This window comes from Hymenobacter sp. DG25A, assembly GCF_001280305.1.
Lineage (GTDB): Bacteria > Bacteroidota > Bacteroidia > Cytophagales > Hymenobacteraceae > Hymenobacter.
The window spans coordinates 3,308,629-3,335,175 of sequence record NZ_CP012623.1; the positions used below are offsets into that span (position 1 = coordinate 3,308,629).

Annotated in this window: 24 protein-coding genes; 4 read left to right on the plus strand and 20 right to left on the minus strand. The window is 58.4% G+C overall.

Translation table 11 applies throughout. The features are described 5' to 3' along the window. Positions 1-122: 122 nt before the first annotated feature. From AM218_RS14160 to AM218_RS14200, 9 genes are all read right to left on the minus strand, one after another. Positions 123-1,016: a class I SAM-dependent methyltransferase gene (locus AM218_RS14160; RefSeq protein ID WP_054414484.1), complete on the minus strand. Its 894-nt coding sequence runs from the start codon at positions 1,014-1,016 to the stop codon at positions 123-125. A gap of 155 nt (positions 1,017-1,171) precedes the next feature. Next, complete coding sequence (gene mnmG / locus AM218_RS14165; RefSeq protein WP_054414485.1) at positions 1,172-3,040, minus strand: tRNA uridine-5-carboxymethylaminomethyl(34) synthesis enzyme MnmG; 1,869 nt, start codon at positions 3,038-3,040, stop codon at positions 1,172-1,174. A gap of 249 nt (positions 3,041-3,289) precedes the next feature. Continuing rightward, positions 3,290-4,018, minus strand: a complete 729-nt coding sequence (locus AM218_RS14170) for a GNAT family N-acetyltransferase (protein ID WP_082318250.1) — start codon at positions 4,016-4,018, stop codon at positions 3,290-3,292. 144 nt (positions 4,019-4,162) lie between these two features. Beyond that, on the minus strand, positions 4,163-4,732 hold the full coding sequence (gene ybeY, locus AM218_RS14175) for an rRNA maturation RNase YbeY (protein WP_082318251.1): 570 nt from the start codon (positions 4,730-4,732) through the stop codon (positions 4,163-4,165). After that, entirely contained in the window at positions 4,644-5,105 is a 462-nt protein-coding gene (locus tag AM218_RS14180) for an ATP-binding protein (protein ID WP_054414486.1), read from the minus strand. The genes ybeY and AM218_RS14180 overlap by 89 nt, the downstream gene beginning before the upstream one ends. 44 nt (positions 5,106-5,149) lie before the next feature. Beyond that, positions 5,150-8,530 carry a DUF4175 family protein gene (locus AM218_RS14185; protein WP_054414487.1) on the minus strand — a complete coding sequence of 1,127 codons (3,381 nt, stop codon included), beginning with the start codon at positions 8,528-8,530 and terminating at the stop codon, positions 5,150-5,152. 143 nt (positions 8,531-8,673) lie between these two features. Then, positions 8,674-9,441 (minus strand): exodeoxyribonuclease III, encoded by a 768-nt coding sequence (locus AM218_RS14190; RefSeq protein ID WP_054414488.1) that lies wholly within the window; start codon positions 9,439-9,441, stop codon positions 8,674-8,676. A 166-nt stretch (positions 9,442-9,607) separates the two neighbouring features. Beyond that, the gene (locus AM218_RS14195; RefSeq protein ID WP_054414489.1) at positions 9,608-9,973 is read right to left on the minus strand and encodes a hypothetical protein; all 366 of its coding nucleotides are present in this window, start codon (positions 9,971-9,973) and stop codon (positions 9,608-9,610) included. A 3-nt stretch (positions 9,974-9,976) separates the two neighbouring features. Next, positions 9,977-10,357 carry a carboxymuconolactone decarboxylase family protein gene (locus AM218_RS14200; protein WP_054414490.1) on the minus strand — a complete coding sequence of 127 codons (381 nt, stop codon included), beginning with the start codon at positions 10,355-10,357 and terminating at the stop codon, positions 9,977-9,979. Between the two features lie 142 nt (positions 10,358-10,499). Between AM218_RS14200 and AM218_RS14205 the strand changes: the two genes are divergently transcribed. Next, on the plus strand, positions 10,500-11,204 hold the full coding sequence (locus AM218_RS14205; RefSeq protein ID WP_054414491.1) for a ComF family protein: 705 nt from the start codon (positions 10,500-10,502) through the stop codon (positions 11,202-11,204). Positions 11,205-11,274: 70 nt separating this feature from the next. Here AM218_RS14205 and AM218_RS14210 read toward each other — a convergent pair whose 3' ends face one another. Next, positions 11,275-12,540, minus strand: coding sequence for an SUMF1/EgtB/PvdO family nonheme iron enzyme (locus tag AM218_RS14210; protein WP_054414492.1), 1,266 nt, complete (start codon positions 12,538-12,540; stop codon positions 11,275-11,277). Between the two features lie 69 nt (positions 12,541-12,609). Then, positions 12,610-13,665: a PorP/SprF family type IX secretion system membrane protein gene (locus AM218_RS14215; RefSeq protein WP_197273978.1), complete on the minus strand. Its 1,056-nt coding sequence runs from the start codon at positions 13,663-13,665 to the stop codon at positions 12,610-12,612. Between the two features lie 163 nt (positions 13,666-13,828). Between AM218_RS14215 and AM218_RS14220 the strand changes: the two genes are divergently transcribed. Continuing rightward, positions 13,829-16,903: an AsmA family protein gene (locus tag AM218_RS14220; RefSeq protein ID WP_054414494.1), complete on the plus strand. Its 3,075-nt coding sequence runs from the start codon at positions 13,829-13,831 to the stop codon at positions 16,901-16,903. A gap of 136 nt (positions 16,904-17,039) precedes the next feature. Further along, a complete protein-coding gene (locus AM218_RS14225) occupies positions 17,040-17,837 on the plus strand; it encodes a DUF4382 domain-containing protein (protein WP_054414495.1) in 798 nt (265 codons plus the stop codon). Positions 17,838-17,921: 84 nt separating this feature from the next. On the opposite strand, the gene AM218_RS14230 is transcribed toward AM218_RS14225, so the two are convergent. From AM218_RS14230 to fumC, 6 genes are all read right to left on the minus strand, one after another. Next, a complete protein-coding gene (locus tag AM218_RS14230) occupies positions 17,922-18,548 on the minus strand; it encodes a thioredoxin family protein (RefSeq protein WP_054414496.1) in 627 nt (208 codons plus the stop codon). 97 nt (positions 18,549-18,645) lie between these two features. After that, a complete protein-coding gene (locus AM218_RS14235) occupies positions 18,646-19,149 on the minus strand; it encodes a DinB family protein (protein WP_054414497.1) in 504 nt (167 codons plus the stop codon). A 106-nt stretch (positions 19,150-19,255) separates the two neighbouring features. Next, positions 19,256-19,726 (minus strand): DUF6970 domain-containing protein, encoded by a 471-nt coding sequence (locus AM218_RS17090; RefSeq protein ID WP_231717499.1) that lies wholly within the window; start codon positions 19,724-19,726, stop codon positions 19,256-19,258. A 114-nt stretch (positions 19,727-19,840) separates the two neighbouring features. Next, complete coding sequence (locus AM218_RS14245) at positions 19,841-20,236, minus strand: diacylglycerol kinase family protein (RefSeq protein WP_054414498.1); 396 nt, start codon at positions 20,234-20,236, stop codon at positions 19,841-19,843. Then, positions 20,229-20,825, minus strand: a complete 597-nt coding sequence (locus AM218_RS14250) for a GNAT family N-acetyltransferase (protein WP_054414499.1) — start codon at positions 20,823-20,825, stop codon at positions 20,229-20,231. The genes AM218_RS14245 and AM218_RS14250 overlap by 8 nt, the downstream gene beginning before the upstream one ends. 141 nt (positions 20,826-20,966) lie before the next feature. Further along, entirely contained in the window at positions 20,967-22,373 is a 1,407-nt protein-coding gene (gene fumC, locus AM218_RS14255) for a class II fumarate hydratase (protein ID WP_054414500.1), read from the minus strand. Between the two features lie 246 nt (positions 22,374-22,619). Here fumC and AM218_RS16435 point away from each other — a divergent pair, with 246 nt between their 5' ends. Continuing rightward, positions 22,620-22,988, plus strand: a complete 369-nt coding sequence (locus AM218_RS16435; RefSeq protein ID WP_071843802.1) for a dodecin family protein — start codon at positions 22,620-22,622, stop codon at positions 22,986-22,988. A 4-nt stretch (positions 22,989-22,992) separates the two neighbouring features. Here AM218_RS16435 and AM218_RS14265 read toward each other — a convergent pair whose 3' ends face one another. From AM218_RS14265 to AM218_RS14275, 3 genes are all read right to left on the minus strand, one after another. Continuing rightward, on the minus strand, positions 22,993-24,360 hold the full coding sequence (locus AM218_RS14265; RefSeq protein WP_082318253.1) for a carboxypeptidase regulatory-like domain-containing protein: 1,368 nt from the start codon (positions 24,358-24,360) through the stop codon (positions 22,993-22,995). Next, positions 24,347-24,976 carry an RNA polymerase sigma factor gene (locus AM218_RS14270; protein WP_054414502.1) on the minus strand — a complete coding sequence of 210 codons (630 nt, stop codon included), beginning with the start codon at positions 24,974-24,976 and terminating at the stop codon, positions 24,347-24,349. Before AM218_RS14270 ends, AM218_RS14265 begins: the two co-directional genes overlap by 14 nt. 609 nt (positions 24,977-25,585) lie before the next feature. Next, positions 25,586-26,356 (minus strand): porin family protein, encoded by a 771-nt coding sequence (locus AM218_RS14275; protein WP_054414503.1) that lies wholly within the window; start codon positions 26,354-26,356, stop codon positions 25,586-25,588. Positions 26,357-26,547 lie beyond the last annotated feature (191 nt).

A 26,547-nucleotide genomic window follows, 5' to 3' on the forward strand; every position in this document is an offset into this window, starting at 1 on the left:
ATATCGGAACCGGAAACCACATGCAGCCGCAGCCGCCGCAACAGCTGGTCTCCCCTCCCCTCCTGCCGTTCCCGCAAAGTACGGGTGCGGTCTTACGCAGCGCCCGCTAAAGAGGCTCGCCGTTAGCGCCGGCCTGCTACGTAAATCAGGCTGGAATACTGGTTTTCGTTATCGGCCGCGTACTGGTTGGAGGCGTAGCCGGTACGCAACACGCTCAGCATTCCTTTGCCCTTACCCGACTGATGCTTTTCGCTGAGCATACTCACGTAGTAGGCATCCAGCGGCATGGGCAGGGTCTGGCGTAGCTGCAGCTTGTGCTTTTTGAGCAGCAGCGCCATGGTTTTGGGGCTGAAATGGTAGAGGTGGCGGGGGACATCGTAGGCCGCCCAATCCTGCTTGTAATGCTGGGCATCGAAGCTTTCCACGTTGGGCACGGCTATGATCAGCACACCGTCGGGCTTCAGCAGGCCGATGAGTTGGTGCAGCGTTTCATTCAGCGTGTGCACGTGCTCCAATACATGCCAGAGCGTAATGGCATCAAAAGAACCGGCTTCCAGGGAGCTCAGGCTCTCGCTGCCTACGGGCTGGCCCACGCGGCGTGTGGCTTCCTCGCGGGCACGGGCGTTGGGCTCGTAGCCGGCCACTTGCCAGCCTTTGCGCTTGGCCGCGGCCAGGAAATGCCCGGTGCCGCAGCCGTAATCCAGCAATTTGCCCCGGCGCGGTGCTAGGTGGTTCAGCAACGACACCTTGCGGCGCATGGTAAACATGCGCGCCAGCCGGTACACCTGGTTGATAACGCCGGCAGCCGTACTGTTGTGTGAGACGTAGGCTTCCGACTCGTAGTAGCGGCCTATGCCCTGGGCATCGGGGCGGGGGTTGGTGAACTGGAAGGTGCAGGCCTCGCACTGCACAATAGCAAAGCTCTCCTGGCTCACCGATTTGTCTTCCACCACCAGCTTATTGCGAAAGCTGCTCTTCCCGCAAACCGGGCACTTCTCCAGACGTTCGTACAGCACGCTTTTTTCTTCTGAATTCTATAGGGTTGAATAGCAACGGAAGCCAGCTCCTGCCCTATTCAGTAGGCAAAGTTCTAAAAAACAAATTCTGAATCCCGACCAGCAAGAAGAGTAACTCCACTGCCCGGCCGGGATTCAGAATTCAAAAATCGGCATTATTTCCCTAGGTATACCATCAATACCGAAATATCGGCGGGCGTAACGCCACTGATGCGGGCCGCCTGACCAATAGTTTCGGGCTGCACGCGCAGCAGCTTTTCACGAGCTTCATAGGAAAGCGCCGGCATTTGCTGGTAGTCCAGCCGGCCCTGAATCACGAAGTTTTCCAGCTCCTGCATGCGGCCGGCCTGCTGATGTTCCTTCTCAATGTATGTTTCGTACTTGATGCGGATGATGGCCTGCTCCAGCGAGTCGGCGCGGAAGGGAGCCAAAGCCAGCGTGAGCGTAGGCAAGGTGCGTGTGAGGTCTGCCAGCTCAATATTGGGGCGACGCAGCAGGTTAATCGCGCGGGTCTTCTCGTGAATGGTAGCCGAGCCCAGCTCTTCCAGCAGCCCGTTGATTTCGGCGGGTTCAATGGCATGCTGCTGCAGCAACTCTAATATCTCAGCCGTCTCGCGCTCCTTCTGGCGTACCAGCTCCATACGCTCTTCCGAGGCCAGCCCTAAGGCAAAGCCCAGCGGCGTGAGGCGCAGGTCGGCGTTGTCTTGGCGCAGCAAAATGCGGTGCTCGGCGCGGCTGGTGAACATGCGGTAGGGCTCGTCGGTGCCTTTGTTGACCAGGTCATCAATGAGCACCCCAATGTAGGCTTCGCTGCGCTTCAGGATAAAAGGCTCTTTGCCGTGCACGCAGTTGTGGGCGTTGATACCCGCCATCAGGCCCTGACAAGCCGCTTCCTCGTAACCCGTGGTGCCATTAATCTGGCCCGCGAAATAGAGGTTTTTGATGCGCTTGGTTTCCAGCGTGAGCTGCAGCTGGGTGGGCGGGAAGAAGTCGTACTCAATGGCGTAGCCCGGCCGGAACATCTTCGCGTTTTCGAAGCCAGCAATTTTGCGCAGGGCGCGGTACTGCACGTCCTCGGGCAAAGAAGAGCTAAAGCCGTTTACGTACACCTCCACTGTGCTCCAGCCTTCGGGCTCCACAAAAATCTGGTGGCGGTCCTTATCGGCGAAGCGGTTGATTTTATCCTCCACCGAAGGGCAATAGCGCGGCCCCAGACCCTTAATGCGGCCCTGGAACATAGGAGACTTCTCGAAACCCTCCTTCAGAATTTCGTGCACCTCGGGGTTGGTATAGGTAATGTAGCAGGGGCGCTGCTTGGGCAGCGTGGGCGTATCGAGGTAGGAGAATTTGCTGGGCACTTCGTCGCCGGGCTGCTCCTCCATTTTGGAGTAGTCCAGGGAGCGGCCATCCACGCGAGGTGGGGTGCCGGTTTTCATGCGGCCGGCTTCAAAGCCCAGCTCAATCAGCTGCTCGGTAATGCCGGTGCTGCCTTTTTCGGCGGCACGGCCGCCGCCAAACTGCTTCTCACCAATGTGAATAAGGCCGTTCAGGAAAGTCCCGTTGGTGAGCACTACTGATTTGCCCCGGAACTCGATACCCAGCGCGGTTTTCACCCCCACCACGGTTTCATCTTCCACTACCAGGCCGGTAACGGCTTCCTGCCAGAAGTCCACGTTGGGGGTTTGCTCCAGGGTCATGCGCCACTCCTCGGCAAAGCGCATCCGGTCACTTTGCGCGCGCGGGCTCCACATGGCGGGGCCTTTAGAGCGGTTCAGCATCCGGAACTGAATCATGGTTTTGTCGGTGATAATGCCCGACTGCCCGCCCAGCGCATCCACCTCGCGCACAATCTGCCCTTTAGCCACCCCGCCCATGGCCGGGTTGCAGGACATCTGCGCAATGGTGTTCATGTTCATCGTTACCAGCAGCACCTTGGACCCCAGGTTGGCAGCCGCGGCAGCGGCCTCACAACCGGCGTGGCCGGCTCCTACTACAATAACATCGTAATCTTCTTGCTGAAACATGGCGGGCAAACAGTAGCGCGAAGCTCCAGCTTCGCACGTCGGTGAACTAACAGTTCGGGGGTAACATCAGGGGCAAGGCCGGGCGTTCAATCAGGCGCTGGCTGGAGCTTCGCGCGGTATAAATCAAACAGAAAACGCCCGCGGTTGGGCAGGCGCTTCATCCAGAAATCAGAATCAGAAAGCCAAACGCAACCCGCTCAAAACGTGCGCAAAGATACGCAGTCAGCGGCTTTTTTGTGCAGGGGCAGTTTACTCGCCGGAATTGCTGTCGGGCTCATCCTCCGGCATTTCCCGCAATAGCTCAGCTGATTGCCGGGCTACTTCCGCCCAGGAAAAGGCCCGCCACCGCCCGCTCCGGGAGTCATATACCTGGGTGGCGGCCGGGCAGGGGAATAGTTTGTAGTCGAATTTGGGATACTGGTGTACCACGTAGCCGGGGTAATAATAGTGGTACTGCCGCTCCTGCGCTATGTCCAGCTTGCGCAGCATCAGGTACTTGCCCAGGCTGTATTTGCGGTAAGCCGGGTGGTAGAAATTCATAATGCCCGCCATACTCCGGAGGCCGCTATCGAAAATGCCGAGGGCAATGAGCAGGCCGCCGTCCCGGATTTCGATTACCTCCGTGGTAAAGACGTTGTGCGAGGCCCCGGCCAGTAAAAAGGCTTCTATTGTGGGCGGGGCATCAAAGGTGATGCTGTTGCGGTAAAGCGCATACAGGGTTTCGTATTCCTGGGTGAGGTGAAACGGCTGCGTGGTGGTGGTAAACCGCTCATTTAGCCGTAACAGACGCCGTTGCTGGGGGCCATACTGCACCCGGGAGAGAACTATACGGAGCCAATGGGCCGTGTACAGCTCTTCTTCAATGGGCAGGAAATGGCAGGTGAACAGGTCCTGATGCATGCGGTAATACCCCTGACCCAGATAAAAATCCAGCGCTTCGCCGGGAATAAACAAGGGAGAATGTGGGGTAGCAGCCATGGGGCAGTCAGGAAGGCAGGCCAATAAGTATAACCAGGATACTTCGCAAAATTCAGCAGGATATAGGCTCCTAAGATAGCCCGGTAGCCATAAAAAAACGCCCGCGCGGAGGGCGGGCGTTTGTAATGCGGGCAAGCTGAGGTATTAGAAGGTACGCAGCGAGAGGCAGTCGTCTTCTTTTTTGCGCATGGCCGTCTGGCTCAGCAGGTCTTTGTCCTGGTAGCCCAGCAGGTGCAGCACGCCGTGAATCATCACGCGGTGCAACTCATCCTTGAAGGGAATCCCCATTTTGGCGGCGTTTTCGCGCACCCGCTCTACCGAAATAAACACGTCCCCTTCAATGATATCGGCATCATCGGCATTGTCGAAGGTGATGACGTCGGTGTAGGTGTCGTGGTCGAGGTACTCCACGTTCACCCGGTGCAGGTACTCATCGGAGCAGAAGATGTAGGTGAGCTGCACGATTTCGTGCTCGTGCACCGCGGCCACCCGTTCAATCCAGGAGGTCAGCGCTTCGGCGTCACCCAGCTCAAAATCAACGTCTTCTACCAGGAATTCGATGCCGTGGGTTTCGCGCCCGCGGGTGTCGTCATCGTGGTCTTCTTCGTGCTCGGGGGCAGGGAGTTCATGCCGCGTTATGGTCAGTGGCGGAAGAGGTAGTAGTGGAGCCTTCAGAATCAGCCTCGGGTACCAAATGGAACGTGAGCTGCACATGGCGGCCTTCCTTGCTGAATTCTACTTCATCGGCCAGATGGCGGATGAGGAAAATACCGCGGCCTCCGGGGTTTTCCAGGTTTTCCGGAGCAGTAGGGTCCAGCAGATTGGTGTAGTCAAAGCCTTCGCCCTGATCTTCCACCTCAAACTTGACCTTATCCTGCCCCATCTGCAACGACAGGAAAACGTTCTTATCCTTATCAAATTTGTTGCCGTGACGAATGGCGTTATTGACGGCCTCCGTCACGGCCACCATGATGTTGCCGTAGATATCGTCCTCAATATTAAAGGTATCCTTCGAGTTGTCGATGAAACTCTCTACCACGCGGATATTCTCAACGAGCGAAGGAATCTGAATTTTTACCTGCTTCATAAAAAGGGGAAGGGACGCGGAAGGGGGGTAAATTTAGCGAGACGCTATTTCATTTTCTGAAAATATTCACTCACCTCCCGTTGGTAGTACGGAGTGAGGGCCGGGGGCACTGTCCGAAGCAGTTCCGTTTGCCGCTCTTTCTGCCGTTTGTAGCGCTCGAAAGCAGGCGGAAAAACCGGCGGCCGGTTCTGGGCGGTCTGCGCTTCCCGCTTGTCATCTTGGTCCCGCTCCCGGGCCGATTTCTCGGCTTCCAGCAGGCGGGTCAGAATTTGACGCTGACGCATAACCGTTTGCTCCGTTAGCCGCTTGTTTACGAGGTCCGTCTCGGTTTGTTCCATCATTTTTTTCACATCCCCTAGGTTTCCTCCACCCTGCTGGCCTTTTCCTTCTTTGCCACCCTGCTGCATTTTCTCCAGCTCCTTCAAAGCCTCGCGCAGCATCTGCTGCTGGGCAGCCAGCTTGGCCAGCTCTTCGGACAGGCCCCGGCCGGTTTTGCCGCTTTGCTGCAGCTGCTGAATCTGCTGATTGAGCTGTTGCTGCATCTTGCCCAACTGGCCCTCGCCGGCCTGGTTGCCTTTCTTCTTTTTCTTGCCGGGCTTGCCGCCACTCTGCTGTTGCTGCTGCGCCTGGCGCTGCTGGTCCTGCATCTGTTTCAGGGCGTCGTTCAGCATCAGGGCTAGGTTGTTCATGCTGGTCATGGCCTGCTGCTGATGGGCGGTGGCACGGGCTACGTCGCGCTGCCGGATCTGGTCCATGGCCTCGTCCATGCGGCCGTTCATCTCCCCTACTTCGCGGGTCACGAAGCTTTGCAGCTGGAACACGCGCTTGGCCAGCGCGTAGAGCGAGTCCTGCACCACGCGGGCATCGTCCTTGAGCTTGCGCTGCTGCTGGCCCAGCTGCACAAAGCGCGGGTCCTGCTGGTCTACGGTGCGGAACTGCTTCATCAGGCTTTCCTGATCAAAGGATAGCTTCAGGAGGTTTTCGAGGATGTCGCGCAGGTCATCAATGTTTTCCTGCTGCTGGTCTGACTCTTCCTCGCTCATTTGCTGCTCCATCTGCTGGGCCATCTGCTGCATTTGCTGGGCGGCCTGCTTCTGGTTCTGGCTGGCTTTCTGATTCTGGTTTTTGCCCAGCTGCTCCTGGCTTTGCTGCATCTGCTCGTCTACCTGCTGCTGTTGGGGCTGCATGTCGTCGGCGCCATTCTCGTTGTTGAGTTGGTCGTCCATCTTCTTGAGCTCGTCCAGGTTTTTCTGCACCTCGTCAAACTGCTGCTGCTTTTCGGCCTGCTCCTGCTTGAGCTGGTCGTTCTTGGCTTTCTGCTCCTGGTTGCTGAGCTTGTTTTCGGGGTTGTTCTTGTCGTTCTGCTCAGTTTTCTCGGCCAGCTGCTGCTCTTCCTTGGCCAGCTGCTGCAGCTTTTCCAGGGTTTGCTCTTGCTTCTGCTCAAACTGCAGCTGCTTGAACATCTCCAGCGCCCGCTCCAGCTCTTTCTGCAGGGTGTTTTCCTTGTTTTCGAGTTTTTGCATGAGCTGCTGCATTTCCAGCTGGTTCTGGTCCTGCTTCTGGTCCAGCAGCTTCTGCAGCTCGTCGTAGAGCTTTTTGGTTTCGGGGTCCAGCAGGGAGTCCATCAGCTTTTTTAGCTCCTCGGCTTTTTCGGCCAGCTCCTGGCTTTTGGGGTCCAGCTCATTCTGCTTCTGATTCAGCTCCTCAAAGAGCTTTTTCATGTCGGCAATCTGGTCGTCCATCTGCTGCTTCTGGGCCAGCATATCTTTCAGCTGCTTGCGGTCCTGGAAGTTCAGGTCGCGCTTCACCTTCAGCTTATCTTCGGCCTTGGCCAGCTCCCGCTCCAGCTTTTTCGACTGCTCCGCCGAGCGGCTCAGCTGGCTCTGCACCGACTTCGACTGCGCACTCAGCTGCTGCTGTAACTCAGAGCGCGAAGGCAGCTTAAACTCCGCGGCTCGGCTCCGGGCCGATTTAGGTCCGTGCACGCCGTCGTTATCCCACACCTGCACATAGTATTCCAGGTGGTCGCCGGGCTTCATGCCCACCGGCCGTAAATCCCACTGGTAGGCGTACACCTGGGCCGAGCCGCTTTGCAGGGGCAGGGCGCGCGTCTGATAGCCGGCATTAGGCCGCGCTTTGGAAAGCACCCGGTAGTGCAGCTGCAGGCGCGTGAGGCCATAATCGTCGCGCACGGTGCCGCCCAGCGCCAGGTAGCGCAGGGAAGTGGTATCGGGGAAGGTTTCCAGCGTGATGTCCGGTACCTGGTCTGGAATAGCCGTGAGCTGGTACTGGATAGGGTCGCGGTTGAGGCTGGCGGCGTTTTGCAGGCGCACGGCGTACTCCTGGGACCGAAGCACGCGCCGCGTTACCCGGAACTGGTCGTCGTCGGCCTGGGCCGTCACGGTTTCTTCGGGGTTTTTGAAGAGCAGCTGGAGCTGATCAGTTGCGGCGGTGGCAAACTCCCAGCGCACCGTGCTGCCCTCGGGCACCGTCAGGTTGCCGGTGTTCTGCACCGTTTCGCTGGCTTTGTTCAGGTAGCCGGGGTAAGTAATCTGCACGGTAAAGTCGCGCAGGTTAGGGCGCTCCTGCACCGTCAGTGCATATTCATCGGAGGTGAAGCCCGCGGCGGCCAGCTGAAAATCAACGGAGCGCTGCAGCTGCTGAAACTGGTAGGTAAACCGGTTGCCGGATTCTTTCTGCAGGCGCCGCTCCCGCCCCCCGTATTGTATGCTGATTTCATTGGGCAGGGCCTCCCCTTCCACAGCAACTTCCAGCTTGAAATCTTCGCCCTTAAAGGCTTTCAGATTCTTATTCTCCACCACAAACCGGAAAGGTGCCGGCGGCGAATACGTGCGGCGGTAGTGCAGAATACGGTCGGTGCCCTGCACAAAGAGGCTGGGATATACCAGGAGCAGGAGCACCACAATACCCACCGGAATGGCCACGTACTTCCACAGCGGCCGGGTCTGGGATTTGATATTGATGCCTTCAGCGAATTCCAGCCCGGTAAGCTGGGCGGCACGCTGGTCCAGGCTGGCGGCAATCAGGGCGTTTTCGCGGGCCTGGCCCTGCAGCTGCAGAGCGTTGAGCAGCTTGTCCTGTACCTGGGGAAATAGCTCCCCTACGCGCAGGGCGGCCTGCTCATCGGAAAGCAGGCGGCGCAGGTTGGTAAGCGCGGCCAGCGGCTGCCAGATCCAGTGCACAAAGGCGTAAACGGCCAGGCCCAGAAAGCCAAACAGCAGCCCGCCCCGCACCCAGGTGGGCAGGTACAGAAAGTACTCCAGCAGGTTGAAAACCAGAAAAAGGGTGAGCAGCAGGCCGCCTGCCACCAGCGCCCCCCGCACCAGCAGATTTAAATAAAACTTGCGCTTAAAGGCCTCCAGCTGCGTGAGTACCTGGGCCAGGGCGCCCGGCTGGGCCGCCATATGCCTTGTAACCAACTCAGTTTCTTTCTCCACCAGCATAAAAACACGCCTGTTCAGGACCGGACAAGATACGCATTATCAGCACTGCCGGCTTATCCGGCGGCCCTTCGCTCAACGACAACACCACAGCCGGTATTTGTTCCCTAGCGCAACTCTACCAGCGCCGGGCAGTGGTCGGAATGCACCGCATCAGTTAACAGACCCGCCCCGCTGATGCGCGGTTGCAGCGCCTGGTCTACTAATAAATGATCCAAGCGCCAGCCCACGTTGCGGGTGCGGGCCCCGCTGCGGTACGTCCACCAGGAATAGTGGCCGGGGGCGTCGCCGTGCACGTGGCGGAAGGAGTCAGTAAAGCCATCGGCCAGGAAGGCGGCAAACCAGGCCCGCTCTTCCGGCGTGAAGCCGGGGCTGTTCTGGTTGGCTTTGGGGTTATGCAGGTCCAGGCCCTGCTGGCAGCAGTTAAAGTCGCCGGCAATAACCAGCGGAGGCGTGCCGGCGGCGCGTAATTGGACTACGTATTCGCGGAAGAACCGCAGCCACTCCAGCTTAAACGATTGCCGCTCCGGCCCGCTGGTGCCCGAGGGCATGTACACGTTCAACACCGAAAAATCATCAAAATCCAGGCGCAGCACGCGCCCCTCGCAGTCATACAGCGGAATTTCGCAGCCGGTAGCTACGTGCCTAGGCTTTTGTTTGCTGAAGGTTGCCACGCCGCTGTAGCCGGGTTTTTCAGCCGGGTGCTGGTACACGTGGTAGCCCAGCACTTCAAATCCCGATACATCCAGCGGCTCGCGCCCGGCCTTAATTTCCTGCAGGCACAGCACATCCGGGTCGGTTTGCTGCACCCAATCCAGCAGGCCCTTGCTCAGGGCTGAACGCAGCCCGTTGACGTTGTAGGAGAGAATTTTCAAGAATGAAAAACTTGAAATGGCTTATAAAAAACGCTTGTCATCCTGAGCTTGCGAAGGACCTTTTCACGTTAGCACGAGTCGTTGTGACGAGTATCGCTCTTACCTGATAAGGTCCTTCGCAAACTCAGGATGACAAGTTTTTTGGAAGGACACAGGTAGAGTGATTTTACTCCTCTTCGCGCAGGAAGGCATCAAAATACTCCAGCATATGCCATTTCAGCATCCGCTCCTGCTCTTTCAGAGTGGAGAACGGCACGGGACGGATGAGCTTGTAATGCGGCCAGCCTTCCTCGTCCACGCTTTCCTGCTCGTAATAGCCCGACAGGCTGAAGAGGCGGCAGGTAGCAATGTGCATCAGGTCCTGCTTCTGCTCTTTGGTGAAGGGGCCGGCGCCCTGGCCCAGCTCCTGCACGCCAATGAGCAGGAGCAGGGCATTCAGGTCGGGCTTTTTGCCGAAACGCTCACGCATCTGGTTCATCAGCTCCCACCAGCGCTGCTCAAATTGGGCTTCGGTTTCCTCGGGGTTCAGCATGACTTAGGCAGTGTGCTCAGCATGGGGCGGCACGGGCGCAGCAGACTCTTCCTTCAGGGCATCCCAGTACTCCACAGCGCGGCGGAAATGGGGAATCACGATGCTGCCCCCGATGAGGTTGGCAATGGCAAAGACTTCATACAACTGCTCGTCGCTGATGCCTTCCTCGTAGCATTTGCCCAGGTGATACTTGATGCAGTCGTCGCAGCGCAGAACCATGGAGCAGGCCAGGCCCAGCATTTCCTTGGTTTTTACGTCCAGGGCACCTTCCTGGTAAGTGTTCGTATCTAGGTTGAAAAAACGCTTGATGACCTTGTTATCGGCCGCCATGATTTTTTCATTCATCCGCTGGCGGTAGTCGTTAAATTCAGAGACGAGGCTCATATAGCTTAGATTAAAAAGACGATGGAAGATGGTAACACGAAAGTAGGCACAAATGCTTCGTTCCCCGGCGAAGAACTGCGGTAGTAAGCCGCCTTTTCCTATCTTCCCAAGGTTGTTATCTACCTTATCTATTGTTGGTGTTATGCCTTTACCCGCTATCTGGCACGACTTCGTTTCCTTGGTTTTTCCGCGCGTATGCCTGGCCTGTGCCGATTCCCTGGCCCGGGGCGAGGAGTATATCTGCACCAGCTGCCGCACCGAGCTGCCCTACACCGATTATCATTTACTGCCGGCTGAGGCCAATCCGCTGACACGACGCTTCTGGGGCAAAGTGCCCGTGCGCCATGCATTCAGCTACTTGCGCTTTCTGCAGCACGGCCGCGTGCAGCACCTACTGCATCAGCTTAAATACCAGGGGCAGCAGGAAGTAGGCCTGGTGCTGGGCCGCTGGTATGGCTATGAGCTGGCTGAAAAAGGCTTCACGCCGGAGTTTGACCTCATTCTGCCGGTGCCCCTGCACCCGCGCAAGCTGGCCAAGCGCGGCTACAACCAGGCCGACTTCTTTGCCGAAGGTTTAGCACAGGGCCTGCAGGTGCCGTGGCTGCCCAACGTATTGCGCCGCACGGAGCACACCAGCTCCCAAACCCGGAAAAACCGCGTGGCGCGCTGGGAAAACGTGGCTTCGGTTTTCGAAGTACCCAACCCGGCTGCGCTGGCCGGGCTACGGGTGCTTTTGGTGGATGATGTGCTGACTACCGGAGCTACCCTGGAAGCCTGTGCCGTGGTGTTATTGGCCGCCGGTTGCCGGGAGGTGAGTATTGCCACCATTGCCACGGCCGACCGCTAACTAAAAGCCACAAAAAAGCCGCTTCCTTTCGGGAGCGGCTTTTTTGTGGTTCAGCTATTGAAACCGAAGATTACTTGTTTGAGCCGGCGTTGATCATGGCGCAACGGAAACCGATAGCAGCGGTAGCCGAGTCCTGAGCCATGAAGCGGCGCGTGCCGGGCGACAGCCAGTAGGCTACGTCTTTCCACGAACCACCTTTGTACACGCGAACCTCGTCATCGATGAGCGACTGGTAGCCTTTCTTGTCGTAGCCTTCTGCCTTATCCAGGTAGCCGTTCCGACGGAAGGGGTTCAGATCTTCTTCATCCTGGAAGGACAGCGGACGGTAGATATCCTGCACCCACTCGTTCACGTTGCCGGCCATGTTGTACAGGCCGTAGTCGTTTGGTGGGTAAGCGTAGATGTATTCCGTAATCATGGCGCCATCGTTCAGGCTGCCGGCAATACCGGCGTAGTCACCGCGGCCGCGCTTGAAGTTAGCCAGGAACTGGCCCTGCTTCTTGCCATACGGGTTCCGCATCTGGCGACCATCCCAGGGATAGATACGCTTGTTTTCCTGGTTTTCGTTGCCAGCCTCCTGGGTACCGATGAGGGCCTGAGCGGCATATTCCCATTCAGCCTCAGTGGGCAGGCGGTAGTTGGGCAGAGTGTTGCCGTTCTCAATAGAAACTTTAGCAGCACCGGTTCCTTCAGCGCCGGCATCAGCAGGAGCAGCGGCGTCGCCACCTTTCTTTTTGCCGAACAGCTTGAAGCCGCCTGATTTCTTACCGGAGCCGTCGCCTTCGCCTACACCCGCCAGCTTCTCGTTCACCTTAGCAGTACGCCAGGTGCAGAAGTCGTTGGCCTGGAGCCAGCTTACGCCCACCACGGGGAAGTAGCGGAAACCGGGGTAACGCAGGTAATAATCCACATAAGGGTCGTTGAACGACAGCTCACGGGCCCATACGGTGGTATCGGGCAAAGCCGACTGATAGAATTCTTCCGCCGAGTCTTTACGGACATAGTGCAAATACTCCAGCCAGTGAATGTTGGCCACCTCGGCTTCATCCATGTAGAAGGAAGCAATGGTTACCGTGCGCTCAATGTTGTCGCGGGTCATGGCCACATCTTCTTCAGCCGAGCCTAGTACCGTACGGCCGCCTTCGATGAATACCAGACCGGGGCCTTCCGGAATACCTTGGTAATCAGCTACCTTCATGCCCTGCTCGGTATTATATTCCAAGCCGGTAGTGGAGCTGTACTTACCCGGTTTAGTGCTAGTAGGCGGCCCCCCTTTGCAGGAAGCCAGCGCAACGGCTCCTACAGCAGCGTAGCGCAGGTACTTAGAGAAATTCATAGCGGTAGCGGAAATACCTGAGAAGAAAAGAGTTGTAAGAAGGCAATTCGAGTGCAATAATACAAAAACTCAGAAGGCCGGACAAGGAAGCAAGCGGTAATTTTTACGGCTAATGCGACGACGAGCCGCTGCCAGCATATCTACCTGCTCTAGCACCAGTACAATTTCGTGAGCACCGCCCGCGCCCAGGTTTCTACTGCCCAGCTCCACATCATGACTATAGCCTACCCGAAAGCCCGTGAGCTGCACGCCCGCCACCACGGCCAGCACCGAGGCCGGGCGCGGTGCCCCGGGCAGCGGTATGCCCCGGTACAGCAGGCCCATGGTGATGGGAGTAACAGTTCCGTACAACCCCGCCTCAGCCCGCTGCGACGCCCCCTGATGGGTGTACGACACAGTAGGCGAAACGCTGATTTCGCGGTAGGACTGTTTAACGGTGGACTCTGAAAAAAAGTGCTTTACGCCGCCGGTAAATGTTGCGCGCAGGGGCAGGCGCCCCTGGGCCTGGTTTCCCAGGTTGGGCTGATTCAGGTGATAAAGGGCTAAACCCGCCCAGGCCTGGCGGTTATACAGCAATCCACCCACGCCCCCGCTCAGGTAATGCACCGGGTCAAAGGGCACCGGTTCGGCGCTGGCGCCGGTCAGCAGGCCGTCGTCGGAGAGCTGGTCGCCGAACACCAGGTTGCTGTAGCTGATGCGCTGGGAACCGTAGGTGAGCTGGGCGCCGGCGCTCAGGTGCACGTCCTCACTCAGGCGGGCATGGTAGGCATAGAGGGCGGCGGCCTCCAGGCGGGTGTAGCCTACGGCTCCCAGCCGGTCCATGTTCACGAGCAGGCCCACGGCGTTGCGCTGCTTTTCGAAGCGGTAGTCGGCGCCCAGGTGCGTGGTCTGGAACGAGCCCGCCAGTGATGGAAACTGCTCCCGGTACGCCAGGGAAATGCCGTAGTCGTGCTGCAGGCCCGTGAAAGCCGGGTTCAGGTGCAGGCGGGTGGCGTAGGATTGGGAGAAGTATAGGTCCTGCGCCTTTGCCTGCTCCTTTGCACCCAGCAGCAGCAGGCCCGCGCCCAGCCAGGCCGCCAAACGGCGTCCGGGAAAGCCGGGGCGTACCAATAGTGGAAAGCGCATAGGGGGTGCTAAACGAGGCTGGCCCGCAATTTGGTGCAAGGCAAAGGCATTGAGGCCTCGAAAATGGCAAAATCCCGGCATCTTTACCGATATAGCTCTGGTAAGGTGCTGGCACCAAACCGGGCCCAAGGCGCGTTATTCTTTTTTCTTCCCTCCTACCGTTATGCGTAAATTCCTGTTAGGTCTGCTGATTTTCGTGGTGGTGCTGGTGGCTGCCATTGCCCTGGCGCCGGTGCTGTTCAAAGACAAGCTCAAGCAGGTGCTGGATAAGCAGCTGGCCGAGCGCATTGCCGCCCGGGTAGAGTATCAGCCTGAAAATGTGAGCTTAAGCCTGCTCCGCTCCTTTCCGGATCTGGCCCTCAGCATTGATGAGCTGCGCATTATCGGGCAGGATTCATTTGCCCGCGACACGCTGGCTTACCTGCCTTCCTTCCGGGTGGGGCTGGACTTAATGAGCGTGGTGCGCGGCGACGAAATCAAAATCAAATCGGTGCAACTGGATGAGCCCGACATCAGCCTGCGGGTGCTGAAAAGCGGCCGCGCCAACTGGGATATTTTTATTTCTGACTCCGCCGCCGCTACCCAGGGCAAGGATACCAGCCAGGTGAAAGTGGCCATCAAAGGCTGGGAAATTACTAACGGCCGCCTGCGCTACGAGGACCTGAGCATACCGTTTGCCATGCAGGCCCGCCACGTAAACCACACCGGCTCCGGCGACTTCGCCCGGAATATCTTCGATATGGTGTCGAAGACCACGGCCGACGGCTTCACTATGAACTATGACGGGGTGAACTACCTCGAAAATACCAAGCTGGACGCCGACGTGACTATGGGCATGGATATGGATAAGTTCCTGTTCACCTTCAAGGAAAATCAGGTGCGCCTCAACGACTTTCCCTTCTCCTTCGCCGGGAAAGTGGGCCTGCCCAACGACACGGACATCACCTACGACATGACCTTTAAGGCCCTGGAAACCGACTTCAAGAACATTCTGAGCCTGGTGCCCGGGGTGTTCACTGAGAAGTTCAAGGACATTCAGACCAGCGGCAAAATGGCCTTCAACGGCTATCTGAAAGGCGTGCAGAACGACGTGAAGATGCCCGGCTACGGCGTGAACCTGCAGGTAAACAACGGCATGTTCAAGTACCCCGACCTGCCACAGGCCGCCCGCAACATCAACGTGGATATGGTGGTGGATAACCCCTCGGGCTTCACCAACAACATGAAAGTGAACGTGAAGCAGTTTCACCTGGACCTAGGCACCAACCCGATTGACGGCAACGTGGCCATCGACGGGCTGGAGCCCATGAAGGTAGACGGCCGCGTGAAAGCCAACGTGGACCTGGCCGAAATGCTGAAAGTGTACCCTGTGAAAGATTTGCTGATGCGCGGCAAGCTGTTCGTAGATGGTACGGCTAAAGGCATCTACTCCAAAACCCAGATGCCCGTGGTGCAGGCCAAGCTGAACCTGACCAACGGCTACGTGAAGAGCAAGCAGTTCCCGGCTCCCATCGAAAACCTGACGCTCAACGGCACTGTGGTCAACGCCACCGGCCAGCCCAACGACACGCGCATCAACATTCCCCAGTTTAAAATGCTGCTGGATGGCGAGCCGCTGGAAGGCCGCATTGCCCTGCAGAACATCGACAAGCCGCTGTTTGACACCGATGTGCGTGGCACCGTGGACCTGACCAAGCTCACCAAAATATTCCCGCTGGAAGGCATGACCGTGACCGGCCGCCTGAACGGCAACGTGGCCGCCAAAGGCAGCATGGCCGATGTGGAAGCCGAGCGGTACCAGAATGTGGTAGCCTCGGGCACCGTGAATGCCAACAACGTCACCTACAAAAGCAAAGACCTGCCCCAGGGCGTGAAAATCAGCCGCGCCACGGCCACCTTCAACAACAACCAGATTGTGTTGAAAGACATGCAGGGCTTTGTCGGCACCTCGGATATTGCCGCTTCGGGCGTTATCAGCAACTATTTGGGCTACCTGTTCACGCCGGGCCAGTCCCTGAAAGGCAACCTGACGGTGAACAGCCGCCGCTTTAATGTGAACGAGTGGATGGTGGACGAGGTAACGGCCAAGCCCACTACCGGCGCCGTAGCGGCCACCAAATCCCCCGCCACCGCTACCAAGGCCGATGGCGTGCTGCAGATTCCCAAGTTCTTCGACCTGACGCTGAACACCAATGTGGGCACCATTGTGTACGACAACCTGAAGCTGGACAATGCCAAAGGCACCGTAACCGTGCGCGACGAGGCCGTGCGCCTGAACGGGCTCACCTTCAATACCTTGGGCGGCGCTTTTGCCACCAACGGCAGCTACAGCAGCAAAAACCTGGCGCACCCCAAGTTTGATTTCGGCCTGAACATCAAGAACCTGAACTTCCAGAATGCTTTTCAGGCGTTTACCTCCATCAAGAAGTTTGTGCCCCTGGCCCAGCAGATTGAAGGCATTTTCTCCACCAACTTTAACGTGAGCGGGGAAATGGGCCAGGACATGATGCCGGTGTACAGCTCCCTCACGGGTAAGGGCGTGTTCGAAATCATTCGGGCGGCGCTAGGCAACTCGCCGGTAATGAACAAAATCAGCGCCCTCACGCAGTTGCAGGAGCTCAAGAATTTTGCCGTCGAGCACAAAGACATAGCGGCCGAAATGCTCAATGGCAACTTCATTGTGAAGCCCTTCGACTTTAATGTGGGGCAGATAAAGCTCACGGTGGGCGGCTCCAGCAACGTAGATGGCAACCTGGAATACGTCACGGCCATTGATATGCCCACGGGCAAAGTAGGCAACCAGCTCAACAGCAAGCTCACCCAGCTGACCGGCGTATCGGATATCAAAGGCACGGAGCGCGTGACCTTGGGCGTGAAGATTGGCGGCTCCATGGCCGACCCCAAAGTGGCCCTGAGCAGCGGTAGCGTGAAAGGCCAGGCTAAAGACATAGCCAAAAGCCTGGTGACCAGTGTAGTAGAATCGAAGGTGAGCGACGCCAAGAACAAGCTGCTGGCCAAAGCCGGCCTGCAGCAGGACAGCGTGAAGCGCAGCCTGGCCGACCAGAAGCAGGCCGTGGAAGACCGCGCCCGGCTGGAAATAGAAAAAAAGCGCCTCGAAACCGAAGCCAGACTGAAAACCCAGGCCAAAGAGAAGCTCGGCAACATTCTGTTCGGCAAGCCCAAAGCCGCCCCGGTACCGGCCCCGGAACCCGCTAAAGCGGACACTACCAAGTCATAGGACAATATAAAGGGCAATATAATTTTGCTGGGTAACGTTTAAAGCCGATATGCGGTATAATACTTGCTCTTGGCCGCGGAGGCAGTAGCCTCATCGATGAACGTATTTTAGCTTCCCCTTCCCTCAAACCGCTTATATGAAGATTTTTCGTCTGATTCCGCTGGCTATGGCCGGCGCGCTGGCTCTGACCGGCTGTAACAACGACAACGATAATACCCCGGCCGCCGCCCAGGTGCGCGTGCTGCTGGTAGATGCCCCCGGCGACTATAAAGCCGTGAATATCGACCTGAAAAACGTACAGGTAAACGTAACTGATACCAACGGTGAGGACGGCTGGCAGACCCTGGATCAGGTAGCGGCCACCCGCTACAACCTCTTGGACTATGTGAATGGCCGCGCCGCCGTTATTGCCGGCAGCACCTTCCCCGCGGGGCACATTGAGCAGATCCGTCTGGTACTGGGCGACAACAACACCCTGACCCTGAAAGACGGAACCACTGTAGCGCTGAAAACTCCCAGCGGCCAGACTTCCGGCCTGAAAGTAAAGCTGAACACCGATCTGGAAGAAGGCGTCACTTATAGCATTGTGCTCGACTTTGACGTGGCTAAGTCCATTGTGGCGCGCGGCAATGGCGAATACAACCTGAAGCCGGTAATCCGGGCCGTAGCTTTGGCCGCGGCGGGTGCTATTCGTGGCACGGTAGATCCGGCGGCGGCTCATCCGCAGGTGCTGGCTATCCGCACGGCCGGTGGCGCAGTAGATACCCTCAGCACCTTCGCTGATAACGATGGTGGCTTCCTGATTCCGGGTGTATCGGCTGGTACGTACCGGGTGGAGTTCCGCGCCGGCGAGCCCTACAAAAACGTTGACAAGACGGATGTGCAGGTGACCAACGACCACACTACTGATCTGGGCGTTATCAGCCTGGACTAAGGTAATTTCAATGCCATAAAAAAAGGGCCTCCGCATTGTGCGGAGGTCCTTTTTTTATGGCATTGAAATTACCAGCCTTCAACCCTAGCCAGGCAGTTGCTGCAGCAGAGTCAGGAGTTCCTGCTGCGTGGCCTGCGTTCTGTTTTTGGCATACCAGGCGTGCACCTGCTCCGCATATTCTTCGTGCGTGGCCCCGCTGGCTTTCAGGCTGGAGAACAACTCCTGCGCCAGTACGGGCCGGGGCCCCCAGCTGGCAAGCTCTGTGAGGGAATCAGCGTGCAGCACCACCAGCCGCGGAATAGAGCGGGCACCGTTGGTGAGGTAGCGGTCCATCAGGTCCGGGTTTTCGTCGCGCAGGAAATAGCGGGTGCTGATGCGGCCGTTGCTGGCCTGTGCTATCTTTTCCAGCACCGGCACAATCTGGGCGGCATCCCCGCACCAGCCTTCCGTGAGGATAAGCCATTCGTAGCGGCCCGCCAGGCCCGTTAATGCTTGCAGCAGCTCGGGCAGCAGCTCCGTTTTTTTGTCGAGGCGCTCCATGCGCTGAATGTTGAGGCGGGCGTAGTCCGTGAGGTCCTCTGACTGCAGGGGGCCCGTGGTTTTACCCTCGGCCATCAGCTCATCAATCAGGGTCCGGTAAGAGTTATAGGAATGAGCCCCCGCCAGCCGCTCGGGACTGAGCACAGGGTCCGTAGTGATAATGGAGTTCATCTGTACAGCGTGAATGTCAAAAGAGGTATAACAAACAAAACCTCCCTTTGGCCGGCGGGGAGCCGGCTAAAGGGAGGTTTTCGCTATCTGTATCTACCTATAAGCTGGGCGTATCGGCCATAGCGGCCTGGGCAGTCAGCTCGCGGCAGTAGGTGATAAAGTCGGTATTGATGGGCTCCAGACCGTTTTCGCGCAGGCGCAGGGCCACTTGGGCCCGGTGGTAGTTGGCATGCACCGGCACGTGGGTAAAAATATCGGCTACCTGGCTCACGTAAGACTCCCCGGCCGAGTTGGTGTAGGCAATCAGGCGGTTAAGCTCGGTTTCATCGGCGCTGCTGATTAAGTGCAGCAGCCGCCCGGAGGTTTGCTCGTGCAGCTGGTGGCATTGGGCCAGGGTGTGCTCCTGCCAAACCTTCACGGGGCTCTTGGTATCGGTCAGCCGGCCAATCCAGATGGCCTGGGCGTTGAGTACGTGGCTGAACAGACGCAGGCACACGGCCGGAACTTCCTGCCCGGAGGCTTCAATCTCGTCTAATCGACGCAAGAGCGTGTTGTTGGCCCACACGTTGTAGGCCGCCAGTTTTTCAATGGTGTTACTCATGAATATAAGTGGTTGCAAAGGCGGAGGAAGCAGAAAGCGCGCGTCCGGGGTTAGCCGGCCATACGCCAGGCCGCAGCTCTAGGGCCCGGTTGGGAGGAGAGCCGCTTTAGCGCGCATCTTCCCAAACCAACTTCTCATTGGTTCGGTTCTTTTCAAAATCGGGGCACTTGCCGTCGCCGCGGCCCGTAATACCCCCGTCGGGCTGGCAAATTACTTTGCCCTTGGCGTCGTACAGGGTGGTGAACTGGTCGCAGCAGGGGGCGCTCTGGTAGTATACCGTTTGCCCCTCCAAGGTGTAGCTCAGAATGCGGGCCCGCGGGTTCTGGGGCTTATCAGCCTGCAGGGCGCTGATTTTCTTTTGCAGCCAGGCCGGCCGGGCCGTCGTATCAAAGCGTACCATAGCAGGTTCAGGAGTAGCCTCGGTGGTTGGATTAGCTACCGGAGCCGGGGTGGAAGGCCCGCTAACGGGGCCGGCAGTATCATCAGTAGGCGTGGTTACCGCCACCTGGCGCTGACACGCGGTAGTGCTGAGCAGGGCCGCGGCAAACAAAGGAGCAAAAGAGAAAAGCAAACGCATAGCAGACAGGAATAGGGGCGCGAAAGTAACAGGCAGAATGCAAATACAAGGCCGGATGCGCCCGGGCTACTGCTTACGCCGCCGGGGCCGGCGTGGTTCTATAGCCGCCAAACCCTAAAAGTGGGTCCGCAACTCCCAGAGGCGGGGTCCAAAAATCAGCAGGCCTACCGCCAGGGCTGCCAGGGCCACTACCAGCACCGCGCCGGCCGCTACATCTTTAGCGCGGCCAGCCAGCTGATGATACTGCGGCGACACCAGGTCGACAATAGCTTCTACTGCCGTATTCAGCAATTCGGCGCTCCACACGGCCCCCACCGCCAGGGCCACCAGGGCCCACTCCCACCGCTCCAGACGGAAGTAAAATCCCAGCGCAACCACGCCCGCCGTAGCCAGCGCATGAAAGCGTAGGTGCACCTCGGAGGTTAGGGCCAGGCGCACCCCCCGGAAGGCGTGGCCAAAGCTGGCGGCGCGCTGCCGCAATACCCGGAAACGTTGCGGTTGGCTAGCCACGGGCGTCGAACTCCTGAAAAATGGTCATCCGGAGCATATCCCACTCTGGTTTCAGGATGCTGAAGTACACGGAGTCGCGGCGGCGCCCACCCTGCGTAACCATATGGCTGCGCAGGATGCCTTCTTCGGTGGCGCCCATACGGCGCATGGCCTCCCGGGATTTCCAGTTCAGGGCATCGGTTTTCAGCTCTACCCGCTCACAGCCCAGCTCGCCAAAAGCATATTTCAGCAGCAGGTGCTTGGCGGCGCGGTTCAGGCCGGTGCGCTGATAGTCAGCGCCCAGCCACGTCCAGCCAATTTCCAGGCGGTGGTCGGCCAGCGCCAGGTTGCCGTAGCTGGTGCTGCCCACCACCCGGCCGCTTTGCTTATCTACAATGGCAAACGGGTAGCGCAGTCCTTTTTTTCGCTCGCGCATGGCCTTGGTCAGGTAACCGGCCAGCCCCACGGCGTCGCCGGGGTTGGGGTCCACGGTGAAGCGCCAGATTTCAGGGTCGAAGATGACGGCCTTCAAATCCTCAAAATCGGTAAGCTCCAGGGGCCGTAGCCGAACCCGGTCGTTTTCGAGGGTAATGCAGCGCGTGAAATCCATGTGGGCGTGGAACGGTTAGAGAAAAACAAAAGTAGCGCGAAGCTCCGGCTTCGCGCACGAGCAGAGCGAGTTATGACGTATGCAGACGCCTGCTACTCGCTGCACTCGTGCGCGAAGCCGGAGCGTCGCGCTACTTTTTGGCTACTTTTTAATCTCGCCTACCATGTCCTCGGGCTTCAGCCACTCATTGAACTGCTCCTCGGTAAGGTAGCCGAGCTGCAGGGCGGTTTCCTTCAGCGTAGAGCCATTTTTGTGAGCCTTCTGGGCAATTTCGGCGGCTTTGTAGTAGCCAATGTGCGGGTTGAGGGCCGTTACCAGCATCAGGGAGGAGTCTACGTGCTTTTTGATGTTGGCTTCCAGGGGCTCAATGCCGACGGCGCACTTATCGTTGAAGCTCACGCACACGTCGCCAATCAGGCGGGCGGAGTGCAGGAAGTTATAGATCATCACGGGCTTGAACACGTTCAGCTCGAAGTGGCCGCTCATGCCGCCAATGTTGATGGCCACGTCATTGCCCATTACCTGCGCGGCTACCATGGTCATGGCCTCGCACTGGGTGGGGTTTACCTTGCCGGGCATAATGCTGGAGCCGGGCTCGTTGTCGGGGATGTGCAGCTCGCCAATGCCGGCGCGCGGGCCTGACGCCAGCAGGCGGATGTCGTTGGCTATTTTCATCATGCTGGCAGCTACCGTTTTCAGGGCGCCGTGGGCTTCCACAATGGCATCGTGAGCGGCCAGGGCTTCAAACTTGTTTTCGGCGGTGATGAAGGGAAGGCCGGTGAGGTCGGCAATGTGTTTGGCCACGTTTTCGGAGTAGCCGGGAGGCGTGTTAATGCCCGTGCCCACAGCGGTGCCGCCCAAGGCCAGCTCAGAAAGGTGCGCCAGCGTGTTTTTGATGGCGCGCAGGCCATGGTCGAGCTGCGACACGTAGCCGCTGAACTCCTGACCCACCGTAAGCGGCGTGGCGTCCATGAGGTGCGTGCGGCCGATTTTTACGATGTGCATGAACTGCTCGCTCTTGGCCCGCAGCGTGTCGCGCAGCTTCTCAATGCCGGGAATGGTAACCTCCACCAGAATCTTGTAGGCCGCAATGTGCATGGCCGTGGGGAAGGTGTCATTTGAGCTCTGCGACTTGTTGACGTCGTCGTTGGGTGCCAGAAACTTCTTCTCATCCGAGAGCTGCCCGCCGTTGAGCACGTGGCCACGGTAGGCAATTACCTCGTTCACGTTCATGTTGCTCTGGGTGCCCGAGCCGGTTTGCCACACCACCAGCGGAAACTCCTTGTCCAGCTTGCCTTCCAGAATTTCATCGGCCACGCGGCCAATCAGCTCGGCTTTTTCGGCCGTCAGAATGCCGGCGTCGCGGTTGGTGAGGGCGGCGGCTTTCTTCAGATAAGCAAAAGCACGGATGATTTCCTTGGGCATCCGGTTGATGTCCTGGGCAATCTGAAAGTTGTCGATGGAGCGCTGGGTCTGGGCGCCGTAGTAGGCGTCCTGGGGCACCTGCACGGTGCCCATGGTGTCTTTCTCCTTGCGGAACTGGGTCATAACGCTATGGGGTGAGAAGGAAATGAGATAACAGAGAACAAGTAAACTGGCCAACCGGCGGCACCGCGGTATACGGCATGGGCCGGGCAGGCGGCGCGGCAAAAGTACACAACGGCCGGGAGCCCAAAGCGTGCTGCCCCGAAAACTCTGCTGCCCATTGGAATACCAGCCATGCCGCCGCTGACTACGTACACACCAGCCCCTGTTACGTGCTACTCTCCTCTCATCTCTACCTTGTTACGCCCTATGAGCACTATCAAAAAAGTGATTGAAGTACTGGCCAGCTCTGAGAAAAGCTTCGAAGATGCCCTGCAGCGGGCCCTCACGGAGACCAGCACCACGGTAAAAGGCATCAAATCTATCTACATAAAAGACCAGAGCTGCCGGGTGCGCGACAATAAAATTGTGGAGTACCGGGTCACCGCCAAAATCAGCTTTGAGGTGATGCACAAGTGGGTGCCAGGCCACGGAGCCGGTGCCGCGGAAGCCGTGGCCGGATCCGGCATGCCCGATTATAGTGGCGTGGAAATAAAAACGCACCCCGATGAGCCCCTGGAGGTAAAGCCCGGCGGCAGCGCTACCGCCCCCGAAAGCGGGGGTGGCTACAGCGGCTAGTTGGTTAGCGGTTGTCGAAGCGGAATATCACGCTTACCTGGGCCTTGTGGGCAATGCGTTGCCCATTTACCACGGCCGGGTACCAGGCCGGGCCCTCTTTCAGCAGGCGGATGGCTTCCGCATCGTACTCGTCGCTCAGGGGTTCTACTACTTTAATATCCTGCAGCGAGCCATCGGCCGCCACAATAAAGCGCAGCTTTACGGCCACTTTGGCCCCGTAGGCGGCGGCAGGCGGATCTTTTTCCGGGTAGCGAACTTCCCGCTCTACATATTGATTGAAGGCGGCCAGGCCCCCGGCGGGCGTGGGGGCAATATCCGGGATAGTGGGCATTTTGGCCGCCCGTCCCCGGCCTTCCGGCACTACGGTACTGGGTGCCGTGCTGGTCAGGGGCGTCATGCTCAGGGCCAGCATGGAGTCAGGGCCCAGCACACGCTCATTGTCGCGGTAGCCGGCGGCCATAAACGTGAGGCTGGATACCCCGGCCGGCACCAGCAGCTCAAACCGGCCGTCTTCATTGGTTTTGCTTTGCACGGCAGTGCCGGTGGCATGCACGGCTACGCCGGCCAGCGCTTTGCCGGTAGGCCCATCGGTCAGGCGGCCACTGATGCGGCGGGCCGGCTGTGTGGCGGGCTTCAGGGTTTCGGGCGAGGAAACTGCCGGGGCTTTACCGGCAGCAGTTGTGGTGGCAGCTGCCGAATCCATTGCTGACAATGGCGCCACCTGCGCGGCGTATTGCCCGCTGTCCGGGGAAGGTTTGGTGGTAGCTAAAGATGCCTTACCGGCGCCTGCAGCCGGTGCAGGTGGTACGTTGCGCCATTTGTTGCGCATCGTGGCCACGTAGCGGGTGCGACGGGCTTTCGTTTTTTTCTGAGCTACGGGCTTGCTAACCGGCTGAACGACTGCCACTATTTTTTTTGCAGCCAGTGGCGCGGGCGTGGTCACGGGGGCCGCGGCCTCCGGCTGCGGCGCAGCCGCTGGGGTGCGCGTAACTACGGCTTGCTGAGCCGGGGAAGAAGCGGCTGGTTGGCGGTGCGGCCGCATCCAGAAGAAAGTGCCGGCTATAACCAGTACTAAAATGGCCGCGGCGGCCTGCCACCACATCCCGCCTATGGGCCGACCAGCGGCCCCGCTGCCTACGCGGGCCTGTAAGCGCTGGTGTAGCTCGGTCAGGGCCCGGTCCGTGGTGGCCGCATCGGTTTGGGAAAGGCCCTCCAGAATATCGGCGCACTGCGTACATGCCAGGGTGTGGGCTTCTATGGTATGCTGTTCAGCAGAGGGAAGGTCTCCGGCTACGTAGCGCCGTAGCAGCTCTACGGGCAAATGCCGGTTAGCTGCAGAGGTGGCGGAGGAGGCGGAGCTATGAGGGTGCATTGAAGGAAGAAGGTGATTCGAGGTGGCGGCGCAGGTTGCGCTTGCCGTTTTGGATATGGCTTTTTACTGCGTTCAGGTCGTATCCTGTTTCAGTGGAGATGTCGCGGTAGCATTTGTTTTCGAGGTAAAACAGCCTCAGGCACTGCTGCTGGCCGGGCGGAAGCTCGGCCAGGGCATGTTCCAGCGCCTGCAGGCGCTCCTCGGTAAACAGGGCTTCCTCCGGGTCATCGTCTGACTGATGCCGCGCCACTACCGATTCCATATCGGCGGCATCAGAAAAGTGCAACACCAGACTTCCGCCGCTGTCGGGGCCGGTGCGTTTGTGGGCGCGCAGCACCATCAGGCAATGGTTGCGGGCCGTGGTGTGCAGCCAGGCCGGGAAGTTGCTGACCTCGTGCTGGCGCAGGGTATCTACCAGCTTTTCAAAGAGCTGCATCACGGCATCCTTGGCATCTTCTTCCTCGTGCAGGTAGCGCCGGCAGGTGGCAAATACCTCCGTCATGTAGCGTTCATAGAGCACGCCCAGGTCGGCTACGTCGCCGTGCTGGCGGTAGCGTAGTAGCAGCTCCTCATCGGAGAGGGCAGCCGGCAGCGTAGGGCGACGTTTGAACCACATAAGATGCAGAACCCAACAGGTAAGCGGGAAAGCTACGGTTTCGTTGCCATAAGATACGGGGTCTGCGGTTTATCTGCAGCGCGTAAGCTTGCAGGGCTCAGCTTACCCTGGTGTGCTTACCGAAAAACCAACGGCCCCGTGTGGAATCGGATGCCGGCCGGCATCAGACAGAAAATACTTCGTGATACCCGCATAAAAACTTACTCGGCAACTGCCGCACCGAAGTTGCCTTGCTGGCCCGCTCATCGCCCAAAAATGCGCCGCAAAGCAGGCGCAGGAAGGTGCCCGGCAGCAATGAATATCAGGATAAAAACAGAAATGCTTTGCCATCGGAAACCGCTCGAAAGCAACGCACAAACCCAACAGAATTTTCCGCGGTGAAAGCATAGGGGCAGGCTGGGTCCGGTACTCACCAGCCCAGTCAGGGGCGGCCAGCTGTTTGCAGACGGCTGGAGCTACTGCCCCTGTAAGGCCTGGTCTGCCCCGGCGCCGTTTTAGTTGTTATGGCCGGGGCCGCCTTCCCGGCTATTCAGATGCAAAAAGCCCCGCTGATTGCACAGCGGGGCTTTTTGCATGCTTACTAATCTATTAGAAAGAGCTCAGCGGAGCTTAGAAGGAGTAGTTGAGCGAGGCTTTAATCACGCGGTTCTGCGCATCAAAGCGGTTGTTCTTATCCAACGAAGACAGGCCGTAGTCGTAGCCGGCGCTGATGCCCAGGCCCATATCCGACTGGTAGCCCAGGCCACCTACTACCCCAAAATCGACGGGGCGGAACTGATCTTTCACGTCAAAATCATGCTGGTAAGCGGAGAAGCCAAGAGCGCCGGCCTGCAGCCGCACTTTGTTGCTCAGCAGGAAAGAGGCCTGGGGCCCGGCATAGAGATAGAAGCCGGGGGTGAGGTACGCTTTTAATAGCACGGGTACATCCAGGTAGGCCATGCGCGCCGTGGCCGTCACGCGGGTATTCAGGAAGTCAAACTGCTCGAAGGGAATCTTGCCGGAAAGCTGCATGCCTTTCTCCGAGTACAGGGCGCCGGGCTCAATGGCGAAATGCTCGCCCAGGGGCAGCGTAGCGTACAGGCCGGCGTGGAAGCCGGGCTTCATTTCCTTGGTAACGGCACCTTCCGTAAAATCGGCCAGGTCCATCACGCTGTTCACGGCATCACCGGACCAGTCGGCTACGTTCACGCCGGCTTTAATGCCCAGCTGTACGCCTTTGGTGGTAGAGGCAGCGGAAGTGGAATAGGTAGTGCGAGTGGGGGTGCGGCCGGTGTAGGCGGGTACACGGTGGGTTTGCACCTGCGCCTGGGCCAGGTTGCCGAACGCCGAAAACAATAGGGTAGCCGCGGCCAGGCGGCCGAAAAGTCGCTTCAAAATCATGGCAGTAAAAATCAGGAGTGCGGAGGAAGAATAAGGACCGGTAACCACAGTGCGCGCTACGGGCCGTCCGGCTTCTGAACAGTACTATTACAAAACCGTGCCAGTTATTTGTAGCCCAGAATAATGAATTATTTAATGATTGATAATCAGAATATTATAATTAATAACCGGTGTTTAACAGCACCAAATAG